Source organism: Streptomyces sp. NPDC045968, assembly GCF_056430475.1.
Genome location: NZ_JBWKLF010000001.1, coordinates 515954 through 530154, shown reverse-complemented (window position 1 = coordinate 530154; position 14201 = coordinate 515954). Strand labels below are relative to the sequence as shown.

At 71.5% G+C, this 14201-nt stretch carries 10 protein-coding genes; 2 read left to right on the top strand and 8 right to left on the bottom strand.

From position 1 onward, the window contains the following. Nucleotides 1-2: 2 nt before the first annotated feature. The 3 genes from AC07FA_RS02175 to lepA all read right to left on the bottom strand — a co-directional run bounded on the left by AC07FA_RS02175 (nt 3) and on the right by lepA (nt 6323). Nucleotides 3-2039, bottom strand: a complete 2037-nt coding sequence (locus tag AC07FA_RS02175; protein ID WP_479072762.1) for a SpoIIE family protein phosphatase — start codon at nt 2037-2039, stop codon at nt 3-5. 218 nt (nt 2040-2257) lie between these two features. Further along, nucleotides 2258-4147 carry an AMP-dependent synthetase/ligase gene (locus AC07FA_RS02170; protein WP_479072761.1) on the bottom strand — a complete coding sequence of 630 codons (1890 nt, stop codon included), beginning with the start codon at nt 4145-4147 and terminating at the stop codon, nt 2258-2260. A gap of 301 nt (nt 4148-4448) precedes the next feature. Continuing rightward, on the bottom strand, nt 4449-6323 hold the full coding sequence (gene lepA, locus AC07FA_RS02165) for a translation elongation factor 4 (protein WP_479072760.1): 1875 nt from the start codon (nt 6321-6323) through the stop codon (nt 4449-4451). A 217-nt stretch (nt 6324-6540) separates the two neighbouring features. Here lepA and rpsT point away from each other — a divergent pair, with 217 nt between their 5' ends. Next, nucleotides 6541-6807 (top strand): 30S ribosomal protein S20, encoded by a 267-nt coding sequence (rpsT, locus tag AC07FA_RS02160; RefSeq protein ID WP_328910103.1) that lies wholly within the window; start codon nt 6541-6543, stop codon nt 6805-6807. A gap of 263 nt (nt 6808-7070) precedes the next feature. Here rpsT and holA read toward each other — a convergent pair whose 3' ends face one another. Beyond that, entirely contained in the window at nt 7071-8057 is a 987-nt protein-coding gene (holA, locus tag AC07FA_RS02155) for a DNA polymerase III subunit delta (protein ID WP_479072759.1), read from the bottom strand. A 79-nt stretch (nt 8058-8136) separates the two neighbouring features. Here holA and AC07FA_RS02150 point away from each other — a divergent pair, with 79 nt between their 5' ends. Beyond that, on the top strand, nt 8137-8382 hold the full coding sequence (locus AC07FA_RS02150; RefSeq protein WP_479072758.1) for a hypothetical protein: 246 nt from the start codon (nt 8137-8139) through the stop codon (nt 8380-8382). Nucleotides 8383-8407: 25 nt separating this feature from the next. On the opposite strand, the gene AC07FA_RS02145 is transcribed toward AC07FA_RS02150, so the two are convergent. The 4 genes from AC07FA_RS02145 to AC07FA_RS02130 all read right to left on the bottom strand — a co-directional run bounded on the left by AC07FA_RS02145 (nt 8408) and on the right by AC07FA_RS02130 (nt 13743). After that, nucleotides 8408-9301 (bottom strand): YceI family protein, encoded by an 894-nt coding sequence (locus AC07FA_RS02145; RefSeq protein ID WP_479072757.1) that lies wholly within the window; start codon nt 9299-9301, stop codon nt 8408-8410. 207 nt (nt 9302-9508) lie between these two features. Continuing rightward, the gene (locus tag AC07FA_RS02140) at nt 9509-10360 is read right to left on the bottom strand and encodes an arylamine N-acetyltransferase family protein (RefSeq protein ID WP_479072756.1); all 852 of its coding nucleotides are present in this window, start codon (nt 10358-10360) and stop codon (nt 9509-9511) included. Between the two features lie 69 nt (nt 10361-10429). Next, nucleotides 10430-12967: a ComEC/Rec2 family competence protein gene (locus tag AC07FA_RS02135; RefSeq protein ID WP_479072755.1), complete on the bottom strand. Its 2538-nt coding sequence runs from the start codon at nt 12965-12967 to the stop codon at nt 10430-10432. Beyond that, nucleotides 12964-13743 (bottom strand): ComEA family DNA-binding protein, encoded by a 780-nt coding sequence (locus AC07FA_RS02130; protein ID WP_479072754.1) that lies wholly within the window; start codon nt 13741-13743, stop codon nt 12964-12966. The genes AC07FA_RS02135 and AC07FA_RS02130 overlap by 4 nt, the downstream gene beginning before the upstream one ends. Between the last annotated feature and the right edge of the window lie 458 nt (nt 13744-14201).

The window sequence follows — 14201 nt, the reverse complement described above, 5'->3', positions numbered from 1 at the left end:
TGTCACTCGCCGCCGGAGCTGCCCCGCCCACCCGCGTCCCGGTCGGCCTGGAGCACCAGAAGAGCGAGGTCGTCGTCGGGCGGCCGCTCGGCGAAGTCGTGGACGGCCCGCTTGATCCGGTCCGCGATCCCCTCGGCGGGCAGCCCCGCGCAGCCGGCCAGGGCCCGTGCCAGCCCGTCCCCGTCGTCGAACATGGCCGGCCCGGAACGCCGCTCCGTCACCCCGTCGGTGACGCACAGCAGACTCTCGCCCGGCGCCAGATCGAAGCTCTGGCTCTCGTACGCGACGTCCTCGACGACCCCGAGCAGCACCTGTGGCTCCGCGGCGGAGCGTACGGACCCGTCCGGGCGCAGCAGCAGGGGCAGCGGATGGCCGGCGCTGGCGACCGTGCAGCGCACCCCGCCGCCGGGGAGCGGTACCACCTCCCCGTACAGGAGGGAGAGGAAGCGGGACTGCGAGCCGTCCAGGATCTGCTGGCCGCCCGCCGCCGCGACCATCAGCGCGGCGGCCTCGGCCGCCTCCATCGCGTCGTCGAGGAGCAGCCGGTTGAGCCGGTCCAGGACCTTGCCGACGCCGAAGCCCTCACGGGACAGGAGCCGCAGCCAGGGGCGGGCGAGGCCGGTGACGACGGCGGCCTCGGGGCCGCTGCCCTGGACGTCGCCGAGGACGAAGCACCAGCGGTCGCCCGGGCACGGGAAGATGTCGTAGAAGTCACCCCCCACGACGCCGTCGTCGCCCGGTTCGTATACCAGGGCGCTGGTGACGCCGGGGATCTCCGCGACCTTGCTGGGCAGCAGCCCGCGCTGGAGGATGCGGCTGATCGTCGCCTGCCGGGTGTAGGCGCGGGCGGCGCCGACGGCGAGGCCGACGCGCCGTACGAAGTCCTCGATCAGCGAGGCGACGTCGTCGGGGACCCGGGGGACGCCTTCGCGGCCGACGAGCACGGTGCCGAGCGGGCGTCCGCCGGCGGTGATGCGGTAGGCGAGCGCGGCTCCGTCGCGGCCTCCGGGCAGCGGACCCGTGCCGTCGCCGCGCGCCCACTCCGCCCCGTGCTCCGGCCCCTGCTCCGGCCGGCTGTCCGGTGAGGCGTCTGCGGCACCCGCCCCGGGGTCGTCCCCGGGCCACGGCACGGGGACCGGGCCCGTACCGACGCTGCCGGGCAGTCTGAGCGGTTCCTTCTCCAGCACCGTACGCAGCTGTTCGGTCCCGGTCTCGTCGCTGTGCCAGACGCGGGCCAGCCGCGGGGCCGCCCCGGGCCCCGCCCCCTCGCTCTCCAGCCAGATCGCGCACCAGTCGGCGAGCCTCGGTACCAGCAGCTGTCCCGCTATGGCCGCCACCAGGTCCTCGTCGAGCTGGCCGGCCAGCAGGTCGGACGCCTCGGCGAGGAAGGAGAGCGCGGCCCGGCTGTCCCAGTCCGCGTCGTCGCGTTCGACGCGCCGGGTCGCGGGGGCGAGGATCTCCGCGGCGCGCAACCCGTGCTGGACCGCGTCCTCCTCCGACGGGCCGGGTGCCCCGCCCCAGTCGTCTATGCAGAGGCGGGCCCAGACGGTCTTGAGGCCGGTGCGGTAGGTGATGCCCCACGACTCGGCGAGGGTGGCGACGAGCTGTAACCCGCGGCCGTACTCCGAGGGGTCGGGGCCGGGTGCCGGCCCGGTCCCGGGCCCCTCGCCGCGTACGGCGCGGGCGGGGTGGTGGTCGGTGACTTCCATCACCAGGGCCGCCGTCTCGCCCGCGGACGCCTCGTCGAGGCGCAGGAGCAGTTCGACCGTCGTCCCGGCGTGCACGACCGCGTTGGTGACCAGTTCGTTGGCCACGGTCACCGCGTCGTCGGCGAGCCGGTCGCTGAACCCCACGGCGGCGGGCACGCCGAGCCCGGCCCAGTCGGCGAGGGCGGCGCGGACGAACCCTCGCGCCGCGGAGGGCGTGAGAGCGATTCCGGGCAGGCTCGTACGGACCACCGGACGCGGATCGTCGCGGTGACCTGCGACAACGGCGGCGGGACGGTGAACGATGTCCCGCTGCAAGGGAACTGGCCCCACGGTGCGGCTCCTACCGGGTCTCACGAGATGCGGCCGACGACACACGACAGAGTGACAGACCGGCCGCGCACATAAGCACCGAGTTACCGAAGTGGGTGCGGGAGCGGCGCGAACGAACGGCAGGCGAGCTCATGGAAACGCGGACGGGGCCGGTGGGTTACCAGCCCCACCGGCCCCGTCCACGTGCTTCCTCGCTCACACGCCGGAGCGCCCGCGCGTCACGCCTCGCGGGACCCCGCGTACATCTCCTCGATGAGCGCCTTGTACTCGCGCTCCACGACCGGCCGCTTCAGCTTCAGGCTCGGGGTCAGCTCGCCGTGCTCGATGTCGAGGTCACGCGGCAGCAGCCGGAACTGCTTGATGGTCTGCCAGCGCTGGAGACCCTCGTTCAGGCGCTTCACATAGCCGTCGATGAGCTCCACCGTCTGCGGCGCCGCCACGACCTGTGCGTACGACTTGCCGCCGAGGCCGTTCTCGGCGGCCCAGCCGAGGAGAGCCTGCTCGTCGAGGGCGATCAGGGCGGTGCAGAAGTTACGGTCCGCGCCGTGCACCAGGATGTTGGAGACGAACGGGCACACCGCCTTGAACTGGCCCTCGACCTCGGCCGGGGCGATGTACTTGCCGCCGGACGTCTTGATCAGGTCCTTCTTGCGGTCGGTGATCCGCAGGTAGCCGTCGGCGGAGAGCTCGCCGATGTCGCCCGTGTGGAACCAGCCGTCGGACTCCATCACCTCGGCGGTCTTCTCGGGCAGCCGGTGATAGCCCTCCATCAGGCCCGGGCCGCGCAGCAGGATCTCGCCGTCGTCCGCGATGCGGACCTCGGTGCCGGGGAACGGCTTGCCGACCGTGCCGGTGCGGTAGGCCTCGCCCGGGTTCACGAAGGAGGCGGCGCTGGTCTCGGTGAGGCCGTAGCCCTCCAGGATGTGGATGCCGGCGCCCGCGAAGAAGAAACCGATGTCGGGGGCGAGCGCCGCGGAGCCGGAGACGCAGGCACGGAGCCGGCCGCCGAACGCCTCGCGGATCTTGGCGAAGACGAGGGTGTCGGCGACCTTGTGCTGGGCGCCGAGCGCGAACGGCACGGAGGCCTTGCCGGTGCGGCGGAAGTTGTCCTGCGACACCTTCGCGTACTCCCGGGCGACCCCGGCGGCCCACTGGAAGATCTTGTACTTGGCGCCGCCTCCGGCCCGTGCCTTGGAGGCGACTCCGTTGTAGACCTTCTCGAAGATCCGGGGGACGGCCGCCATGTAGGTCGGCTGGACCACCGGGAGGTTCTCGATGATCTTGTCGACGCGGCCGTCGACCGCGGTGACGTGACCGATCTCGATCTGGCCGGAGGTGAGGACCTTGCCGAAGACGTGCGCGAGCGGCAGCCAGAGGTACTGGACGTCGTCCGTGGTGAGCTCGACGGCGGTGACGGTGGCCTTGGCCATGTACGACCAGTTGTCGTGCGGCAGCCGTACACCCTTGGGACGGCCGGTGGTACCCGAGGTGTAGATCAGGGTCGCCAGCTTGTCCGCGGTGATCGCCGAGACCCGGTCCGTGACGGCGTCCGGGTGCTTCTCCAGGTGCTCGGCGCCCTTGGCCTCCAGATCGGCCAGCGTGAGAATCCAGCCCTCGGGGTCGTCGTCGGCGGGCTCGACACCTGTCGGGTCGATGACGACGACGTGGGCCAGGTCCGTGAGCTCCGAGCGGCGCTCCCGTGCCTTGGCCAGCTGAACGGCGTCCTCCGCGATCAGGAAGCGGCTCTCGGAGTCGGTCAGGATGAAGGCGGACTCCTCGGCGTTCGTGGAGGGGTAGACCGTGGTCGTGGCGGCACCCGCGCACATCACGCCCAGGTCGGCCAGGATCCACTCGACACGGGTGGAGGAGGCGAGCGCGACTCGCTCCTCCGGCTGGATGCCCAGGGCGATCAGGCCGGCCGCGATGGCGTAGACCCGTTCGGCGGCCTGCCCCCAGCTGAGCGACTTCCAGTCGTCGGGGCCTTGGCCGGAGGCGGCGGGCACCGGATAGCGGTACGCCTCTCCGTCCGGGGTGGCGGCCACGCGCTCGATGAAGAGATGCGCCACGGAGGGCGGTCGGTTATCGATCAGGGTCATTGTGTCGCTCACGACGTCCTCCGGGCCTGCGGCATTGCTACGACCGGCTACTTGATGCTGCTTCAGATGCCTGCTTCTGTCCTGCTCTGTACCTGCTGTGTTCGTGCTGCGCGTTCCCGCTCGATGACGCTTGTTTAACTGGCGAGTAACCAACGAGCCGTGATCAGGGTAGAGGGCACACGTCCGCCGCGTAAGAGGCAACAGGCCGTGGTTTTCATAACGAACGGGCCCCTGCGCCGCAGGGTGCTGCGGCGCAGGGGCCCGTATGCCTACTCCTCGGTACCAGCGGGGCTACTCCTCGGTACGGGCGGGGCTACTTCTTGGCCTTGCCCTCGCCGGCCGACTCGTCCGTCGACAGCACGGAGATGAAGGCGTCCTGCGGAACTTCCACGTTGCCGACCATCTTCATGCGCTTCTTGCCTTCCTTCTGCTTCTCCAGCAGCTTCCGCTTACGGGAGATGTCACCGCCGTAACACTTGGCGAGGACGTCCTTGCGGATGGCGCGGACGGTCTCACGGGCGATCACCCGGGAGCCGATGGCGGCCTGGATCGGCACCTCGAAGTTCTGCCGCGGAATGAGCTTCTGCAGCTTGGCGACGAGCCGGACGCCGTACGCGTACGCCTTGTCCTTGTGCGTGACCGCGGAGAACGCGTCGACCTTGTCGCCGTGCAGCAGGATGTCGACCTTGACGAGCTGCGCCGACTGCTCACCCGTGGGCTCGTAGTCGAGCGAGGCGTAGCCCCGGGTCTTGGACTTCAGCTGGTCGAAGAAGTCGAAGACGATCTCGGCGAGCGGCAGGGTGTAGCGGATCTCGACCCGGTCCTCGGAGAGGTAGTCCATGCCGAGCAGGGTTCCGCGGCGCTGCTGGCAGAGCTCCATGATCGCGCCGATGAACTCGCTGGGCGCCAGGACCGTGGCGCGCACGACGGGCTCGTGCACCGCGTCGATCTTGCCCTCGGGGAACTCGCTCGGGTTGGTGACGATGTGCTCGCTGCCGTCCTCCATCTCGACGCGGTAGACCACGTTCGGGGCGGTGGCGATGAGCTCCAGGCCGAATTCGCGCTCCAGGCGCTCACGGACCACGTCGAGGTGGAGCAGTCCGAGGAAGCCGACACGGAAGCCGAAGCCGAGGGCCGCCGAGGTCTCCGGCTCGTACACCAGGGCGGCGTCGTTGAGCTGGAGCTTGTCGAGGGCCTCGCGCAGGTCGGGGTAGTCCGAGCCGTCCAGCGGATAGAGACCGGAGAACACCATCGGCTTGGGGTCCTTGTAACCGCCCAGCGCCTCGGTCGCCCCGTTGTGCAGGGAGGTGATGGTGTCACCGACCTTGGACTGCCGGACGTCCTTCACTCCGGTGATGATGTAGCCCACCTCACCGACGCCGATGCCGTCGGCCGGGGTCATCTCCGGGGAGGAGACACCGATCTCCAGCAGCTCGTGGGTGGCGCCCGTGGACATCATCCGGATGCGCTCGCGCTTGTTGAGCTGGCCGTCGATGACACGGACATAGGTGACGACACCGCGGTACGGGTCGTAGACCGAGTCGAAGATCATCGCGCGGGCCGCTTCGTCCGCCTGGCCGACCGGGGCCGGGACATCCCTGACCACCCGGTTGAGCAGGGCGTCCACACCGACACCGGTCTTGGCGGAGACCTTGAGCACGTCCTCCGGCTGGCAGCCGATGAGGTTGGCCAGCTCCTCGGAGAACTTCTCGGGCTGCGCGGCCGGCAGGTCGATCTTGTTGAGCACCGGGACGATGGTGAGGTCGTTCTCCATCGCGAGGTAGAGGTTGGCGAGCGTCTGGGCCTCGATGCCCTGCGCCGCGTCCACCAGCAGGACCGTGCCCTCGCAGGCGGCGAGCGAGCGGGAGACCTCGTACGTGAAGTCCACGTGGCCCGGGGTGTCGATCATGTTGAGGACGTGGGTGGTGCCCTGGTCCTCACCCACAGTGGGTGCCCACGGCAGACGTACCGCCTGGGACTTGATGGTGATGCCGCGCTCGCGCTCGATGTCCATCCGGTCGAGGTACTGAGCACGCATCTGCCGCACGTCGACCACGCCGGTCAGCTGAAGCATCCGGTCGGCAAGCGTCGACTTGCCGTGGTCGATGTGGGCGATGATGCAGAAGTTGCGGATCAGCGCCGGGTCGGTACGGCTCGGCTCGGGCACGTTGGTAGGAGTCGCGGGCACGCAGGGTCCTGATTCTTGAGACGCCGAACGCCGTGTCTCGGGTCGATGTCGGGTCGGTCGGATCGATACGTAAGCTCCATCGTCCCACGCCTGCGGAGCAGCGACCGGTTTGGGCCGGTCGGACGGCGGCTGCTACCGTGGGGAGCTGTGCCTCGTGGCCCTCAGAAGCGGCGTGGCGCACATAGAAGATCCAACGAACCTGAAAAGGCTCTATCTCGTGGCGAACATCAAGTCCCAGATCAAGCGGAACAAGACGAACGAGAAGGCGCGCCTGCGCAACAAGGCCGTCAAGTCCGCGCTCAAGACCTCGATCCGCAAGGCTCGTGAGGCTGCCGCTGCCGGTGACGTCGAGAAGGCCACTGTGGCCGTCCGTGAGGCGTCGCGTCAGCTCGACAAGGCTGTCTCGAAGAACGTCATCCACAAGAACGCTGCCGCCAACAAGAAGTCGGCGCTCGCGCTCAAGGTTGCCGCCCTTCAGGGCTGAGCTACTGATGTGATCGCCGGAACGGACTCAGCGGGCCCTCTCTCCCGCTCCTGACCGGCACCCCGCGCCGCACACCGAACCTGCGTTCGCCACGCGGGTGCGGCGCACCAAGCGTGAACCGAAAGCCCCGGCACCGCCCTCCCCAGGGCGTGGACCGGGGCTTTCGGTATGCATGCGCGTATCGGCTGTCGGTTATCGGTTGCCGTGTGGCCTCAGGCTCCGGACGGGCCCGGCTCCCGGTCCCGATCCGCCGCGCTACCGGCCTACCGGCCCGCCCGCGCCGCCCGCGCCACCGCGACCACGGCCTTCTCCAGGGCGTATTCCGGGTCGTCCCCGCCGCCCTTCACACCCGCGTCCGCCGCCGCGACCGCCCGCAGCGCGACCGAGACCCCGTCGGGCGTCCAGCCACGCATCTGCTGGCGCACCCGGTCGATCTTCCACGGCGGCATCCCGAGCTCGCGGGCCAGGTCCGCGGGCCGCCCGCCCCGGGCGGAGGAGAGCTTCCCGATCGCCCGGACCCCCTGCGCGAGGGCGCTGGTGATCAGGACGGGGGCGACGCCGGTCGAAAGCGACCAGCGCAGGGCCTCCAGGGCCTCGGCCGCCCGGCCCTCGACCGCGCGGTCGGCGACGGCGAAGGAGGAGGCTTCCGCGCGCCCCGTGTAGTACCGCCCGACGACCACCTCGTCGATGGTGCCCTCGACGTCCGCCACCAGCTGGGAGACCGCGCTCGCCAGCTCCCGCAGATCGCTGCCGATGGAGTCGACGAGGGCCTGGCACGCCTCAGGGGTCGCCGAGCGGCCGAGCGCCCGGAACTCCGACCGTACGAAGGAGAGCCGCTCCGCCGGCTTGGTGGTCTTGGGGCAGGCGACCTCGCGGGCGCCGGCCTTCCGGACCGCGTCCAGCAGGCCCTTGCCCTTGGCCCCGCCCGCGTGCAGCAGGACGAGGGTGATCTCCTCGGCCGGCGCGCTCGCGTACGCCTTGACGTCCTTGACCGTGTCGGCGGAGAGATCGTGTGCGTTGCGCACGATCACCACCTTGCGCTCGGCGAAGAGCGAGGGACTGGTCAGCTCGGCGAGGGTGCCCGGCTGCAACTGGTCCGACGTGAGGTCGCGGACGTCCGTGTCGGCGTCGGAGGCGCGGGCCGCCGCCACCACCTGCTGCACGGCACGGTCGAGGAGGAGGTCCTCCTGGCCCACGGCGAGGGTGATGGGGGCGAGCACGTCGTCGGTGGAATTCCTTCTGGTGGCCATCGCGCTCCAGCATCCCACGGCCCACTGACAACGGGCCCCGCGGTCGGGGCCGGTCCCGTACGTACCCGAGAATGGGCAGGTGAGCGATGTGAGACACGTACTGGTGCTGCCCGACCGCGATACGGCGGAGGAGGTGGCCGGAGAGCTTCCGGACCGCTTCGGCGTCGCCGAGGAACCCCAGCTCGTACGCGACGCCCTGGCCGGCGAGGACGATGCCGAGGACGCCCAGTGGCTGGTGGTCGTGGAGGACCCTGCCGGACGGCTCGATCCCGCGGCGCTCGACGCGTTCGCCGCGGAGTACGAGGGCTGGCTGGAGCGGCCTTAGGGGGTGAGCGGGTCGGTCCTCGCCCTCAGCCCTTGGGGACGATCTGGATGTCCATGTCGATGGTGATGCTCGGGCCCACGACCGCGATCCCGCGGGCCAGCATCGTCTGCCAGGTGAGGGTGAAGTCCTCGCGGTGCAGTTCGGTGGTGGCACGGCAGGCGGCGCGCGTCTCGCCCTCCAGGCCGTTGCCCTGGCCCAGGTACTGGGTGTCCAGCGTCACCGAACGGCTCACGCCGTGCAGGGTGAGCGCACCGTGCACACTCCAGCGGCTGCCGCCGCGGTGCACGAAGCGGTCACTGTAGAACTCCAGCGTGGGGTAGCGCCCGACGTCGAGGAAGTCGGCGGAGCGCAGATGGTCGTCGCGCATCTGGACGTTGGTGTCGATCGACGCGGCGTCGATGACCACGTGCATGGCGGAGTCCTCCATGCGATCGGCGATCCGGACCGCACCGGCGAAGGTGTTGAACCTGCCGTGGATGCGCGCCAGCCCGATGTGCCGCGCGGTGAAGCCGATCTGCGTGTGGTTCGGCTCGATCTCCCAGTCACCCGGGACCGGCAGCTGCGGCGGGGCCGCCACCTGGAGGATCACATCGCCGATGCCCGCGTGACCGCTCTCGGACACGACGGCCGCACCGTGGAAGGGCGTGAAGCCCTCGGCGGTGACACCCAGCCGGTAGTCCCCGGCCGGGACGGTGGCGAGGACGCGCCCGTACGGGTCGGTCTCACCGCCGAAGACCTTGCGGCCCCGACCGTCGCTGATGACGAACTCCGCCTGCCGAACCGGTTCGTTGACGGGGTCCAGGACCCGGCAACTGAGCACGCCCGCGCGGGGAGGCAGGGAGAGTCCGGCGAAGGCCCCGCCGCGCGCGGTGCCCGGCCTTCCCTTGCTGCCCATCGCGCCTAGCCAACGGCCGAACATGCGTGCGTACCCCCATGGGCATATCTCACCTCGGGACCACTGCGGGCTGAACGTCGTTGTCTGCGCAGCGGCCCGCCGACGAGTATGCATTCGATCACTGATGCGCTGTTCGAGGCAAACAGGGGCGCTCGGAAGGGGTTGCGCAGAAGTGTTACCGAAGGTCCGAATTGACGGCTCTGCTTGTGTGCGTCACTCGCCTCGCGTGCGTCACTCGTCCCGGACGCGGAGAGCCCCCCGTACCTCCGGGACCCGTTCGAGCAGCAGCCCGAAATGGTCGCGGTAGGCGGCCAGCACCTCGGCGTCGGTCGCGAGCGGCGTCTCGTGGCGTACGCCCCCCACGGTCGTGACCAGCTTCCGGCCGCTGAGCGTGATCCGGCCGTCGTCCATGACCCGGGAACAGACGACGGACCGGAGGAAGTGGGAGTCGGGCGAGGTGCGGTGGTACCAGGCTCCCACCCGGAATTCGGCCAGAGACCTCGGTCGCAGGTCGAGACGGAACTCCCGTGAGCCGTCGCGCAGAAGATCCACGTCGCCTTGCGGAGCCTCCCGGAACCGGAACACACCGCGAGGGTCCTCCTGCTCGGTCCGGTCGTCGAGCACCAGCGGCCGCTGGGCGTGGTCACCGAAACCGACATCGGCCAGCCACGGCCCCGTACCGTCGTCGGTCTCGACGCGCAGAGCCATGTGGTCGTACGGGATACCGAGCCGTCCTCCGTCGCCGAAGACCCGCGCCTGGAGCAGCGTGACGCGGAAGCCGAGGGCGCGCAGCAGGAAGGCGAAGGCTCCGTTCAGCTCGTAACAGAAGCCACCGCGGCGGGCACCCACCACCTTGTCGAGGAGGGCGCCCTCCTCCAGGACGATGTCCTCGCCGGAGTGGACCGAGAGGTTCTCGAACGGGACCGCTGTCAGGTGCCGGAACTGCAGTTCGCGCAGGGCCGCCGCGTCGGCACGCGCCGGGCGGGCGGCGCCGATGCGTTCCAGGTAGGCCCCGGCCCTGGCATCCGCCGGTGTTCCGGTGTGCGAGGGAGCATCGGTCGTCTGCGGGGCATCCGGATTCATGACGAGAGTCTGTCCCGGCGGCCCGCCCCCGCGCCAGCGCCTTTGGTCCTACGCCACGACGCGCCGCGCTCATGAGCTGCCGACCGCGGTCAGCGCCGCGCCCGCCCCCGTCACCGCGATCGCACCGTCCCTGTCCGTACGCAGCACCCTCGCTCCCCCGCCGGTCAGCGCCTCGACCGTACGGGCCGATGGATGCCCGTACGGGTTGTCCGTACCGCAGGAGATGAGGGCGAACCTCGGCCGCACGCCACGCAGCAACGCGGCGTCCTGGTACGCGGAGCCGTGGTGTGCCACCTTCAGGACGTCCACCCGGGGCAGCGCCGGGTGCCTGCGCAAGAGCCCTCGCTGGGCCGGAGGTTCGAGATCACCGAGGAGCAGCAGGGTCAGCCTTCCCGACCGCACGAGGAGCGTGACGCTGGAGTCGTTCGGCTCCTCCGCCACGAAACCGGGCCCGGCCCCCCGCCCTTCGTCCCCCGGCCACAGGATCCGCCAGTCGAGCGGGCCGATCCTGCGGCGCTCCCCCGGGACCGTACGCACCAGGGGCACCCCGGCCGCGGCCGCCGTTCTCCGTACGAACTCCGCCTGCTCGGGCGGCTCGTCGAGACTCGTCGTCTGGATCGCCCCCACCGCCCGGCCGCGCAGCACCCCGGTAAGTCCCCTGACGTGGTCGGCATGGAAATGGGTGAGGAGCAGCAACGGCACCCGGGTGACGCCCAGATCGCGCAGGCACCGGTCGACGAGCCGGGGCTCGGGGCCCGTGTCGACGACCACTCCCGTGCCGTCGCCGGCCGCGAGGACCATCGCGTCCCCCTGCCCCACGTCGCACAGGGCGAAGGCCCAGTGGGGCGGCGGCCATCCGGTCATGATCCGGGTGAGCGGCACCGGCCGGAGCACCGCGAGGACCAGGAGCAGCGCGGCGGCCGAGCAGACCCAGGGCCGCCGGGCCAGTCGCCGGGCGAGGAGCACGAGCACGACGGTGAGAGCGGCGAGCAGCGCCGCACCCCGCCAGCCGCCGGGCCAGTCGGCCTCCGCCCCGGGAAGCGCCGCCCCGGTACGGGCCACGGACGCGATCCACCCGACCGGCCATCCCGCGACCCGGGCCAGCAGTTCGGCCACGGGCAGGGCGAACGGGGCGACCGCGAGCGCGGCGAACCCGAGGACCGTGGCGGGCGCCACCGCGAACTCCGCCAGCAGATTGCACGGAATCGCCACCAGACTCACGCGCGAGGCCAGGACGACCACGACGGGTGCGCACACCGCTTGGGCGGCGGCTGCCGCGGCCACCACTTCGGCGATCCGAGGCGGGACCCGGCGTCCGCGCAGCGCGGCGCTCCATCGGGGCGCGAGGGTGAGAAGCGCCCCGGTGGCCAGGACCGAGAGCAGGAATCCGTAACTGCGGGCCAGCCACGGGTCGTACAGCACCAGCAACAGAACGGCGGCGGCCAGTGCGGGAATCAGGGATCTGCGACGGCCCGTTCCGATGGCGAGCAGGGTGATCAGCCCGCAGGCCGCCGCGCGCAGAACACTCGGTTCGGGGCGGCAGACGACGATGAAGGCGAGTGTGAGCCCGCCGCCGATGAGGGCGGTCGTCCGCAGGGAGATGCCCAACCGGGGCGCCAGTCCCCGGCGTTCGGTGCGCAGGGCTGTGCCGGGTGGACCGATGAGCAGAAAGAGGAGGATCGATAGATTCGCCCCGGAAACGGACAACAGGTGGGTGAGATCGGTGGCCTTGAAGGCCTCCTGCAGTTCGGGGGTGACTCGCGAGGTGTCGCCGACGACTAGCCCCGGCAGCAACGCCCGCGCGTCCGTGTCGAGTCCGTCGGTCGCCGCACGCAGGCCGGAGCGCAGTCCCCCCGCCGTGCGTTGGATGAAGGTGGGACGGCCGGTGATCCGTGGTGGGTCGTCCGCGTCGGTGCGCAGGACTGCGGCGATACGTTCCCCGTCGTGCCGCGGCGGCGCGAGTCCGCCCTCCAGACGGACGCGGGTGGAGGGCAGGAGCCGTTGCCAGCTCGCCGCCGCGTCGCCGGGCGAGACCATGACGAGTACCGGCGTACGGAGCCGGGTCACGGCTCCGTCGGAGGTGGTCAGCCGCTCGACCTCGGCCTCCAGGAGCAGGGAGACCGGTGTGCTGTGGTCGCCCTGGACGCCCGGCCGCGTCTGCCGCGGGTCCGAGGTGACCGTGGCCTCCACCACGACCCGGCTGTAGGCGTCCGCCAGACCGGGGAGGGGCCCCTGCCTGACATCGGCGCCGTGCAGCCCGGCAGCCGCCGCCCCTGCCGCCGCGGACAACAGCACGGCGGCGAGCGCGGTGGCCCGCAGCCGGCGATCCCGGGGTGCGGCCCAGGCGGGGGCCCCGGTGGCCACTGCCCGCGCCCCGGCCACCCCAGAGGCCCCCGACCGCGCCCAGGCCACAAGGCCCGCAGCCACGAAGACACAGGCCACCACTCCTGCGGCCACCCACCACGCCGGCGCCCCGAGCGCGAGAGCCGCGGCGGCCCAGACCGCCAGCGCGGGAGGGACCAGGCGCAGATCGGCGGGCCCTTCCTGGCGCGGGTCGGACGCGCCCAGCCTTCCGCCCGATGCCGTATGGACGTCGGGGGCGCTCATGGACGGACCAGTGGCTCAAGGTCCTCGAACCGGCGGTCGCCGATCCCGTTGACCTCGCGGAGTTCGTCGACGGACCGGTAGCCACCGTGTTCGGCGCGGTAGTCGACGATGTGCTGGGCGAGTACCGGCCCCACTCCGGGCAGGGTTTCGAGCTGTTCGACGGTCGCCGTACTGAGACTCAGCGGCGCCGCGGGAACCGCTGGCCCTCCCCCCGGCCCGCCGCCGCCCGAGCCACCTGTGGACCAGGGCCCGGCGGGCACGCCCACCACCACCTGCTCCCCGTCCGTCAGGACCCTCGCCCGGTTGAGGCCCGTGACATCCGTACCGTCACGCACCCCACCGGCGGCACGCAGCGCATCCGCCACCCTCGATCCGGTCGGCAGGTGCTGGATGCCCGGTCGCCGCACCTTGCCACTCACATCGACGACGATCTGCCCGACCGCCGCAGCGGTGGGCGGCGGACCGGCTGACGGCTGGGGCTGCGGCCCCGAGCCCTCGGGGAGCGGAAGCCCTGGCGCCGCCGGGGCGGCGGCACCGTCCTTCACCGGTTCGGGGGCGCTGACGGCCTGCGGCCGGCCCGACCAGAAGTGCACCGCCGCCAGGATCGCGGCCACGGCCATCACCACACCGAGCGCCGCCAGGGTCCTCGGCTCCAGGCCGCAGCGCAGTTGCAGCCACAACGGCAGTCGCTCCCGCAGCGCGGGAACAGCCCGGTCCCACCGGCCCGGCGCGCCAGGGTCAGGGCCGGCAGCGGAGACGGGAGGGGAGGACGGCACGGCGGCAACGCCGTGCGCCCCCACCATCAGCTCGTCCGCCCGCTGCCGCGAAGCCGCCGCTACAGCCGCTGCCCGCCCCCGCGCCGACCGCCGTCGCCCATGACGAGCAGCGCTGCGAGCACCGTGGCGAACGCCGGGCCCCACGCTCGCCCCGGCCGCCCCGCGACCGGGCCCGCGACCGGCGCCACCGGGCGGCCTGCGCCCCGGCCCCGCGAGGGGACGCTCGCCCGAGGGCGCGTCAGAGGACGGGGCCGGGCCCGCGTGCGGGTCCGGAGACGGATCATGGGACAGAGAGCCGGAACGGGCTGCGTGAAGTGATCGGAGGGCCATGCCTCATGACGTTAGGCACATCCGCCCGAACCTGCCGAGCACCCTCAATTCCAGTGGATAACCAGGCAGTTGTGGATAACTTGCCCACCCGTCCGAGTGAGATCAGCACGGTGAGATCAGCGCGATGA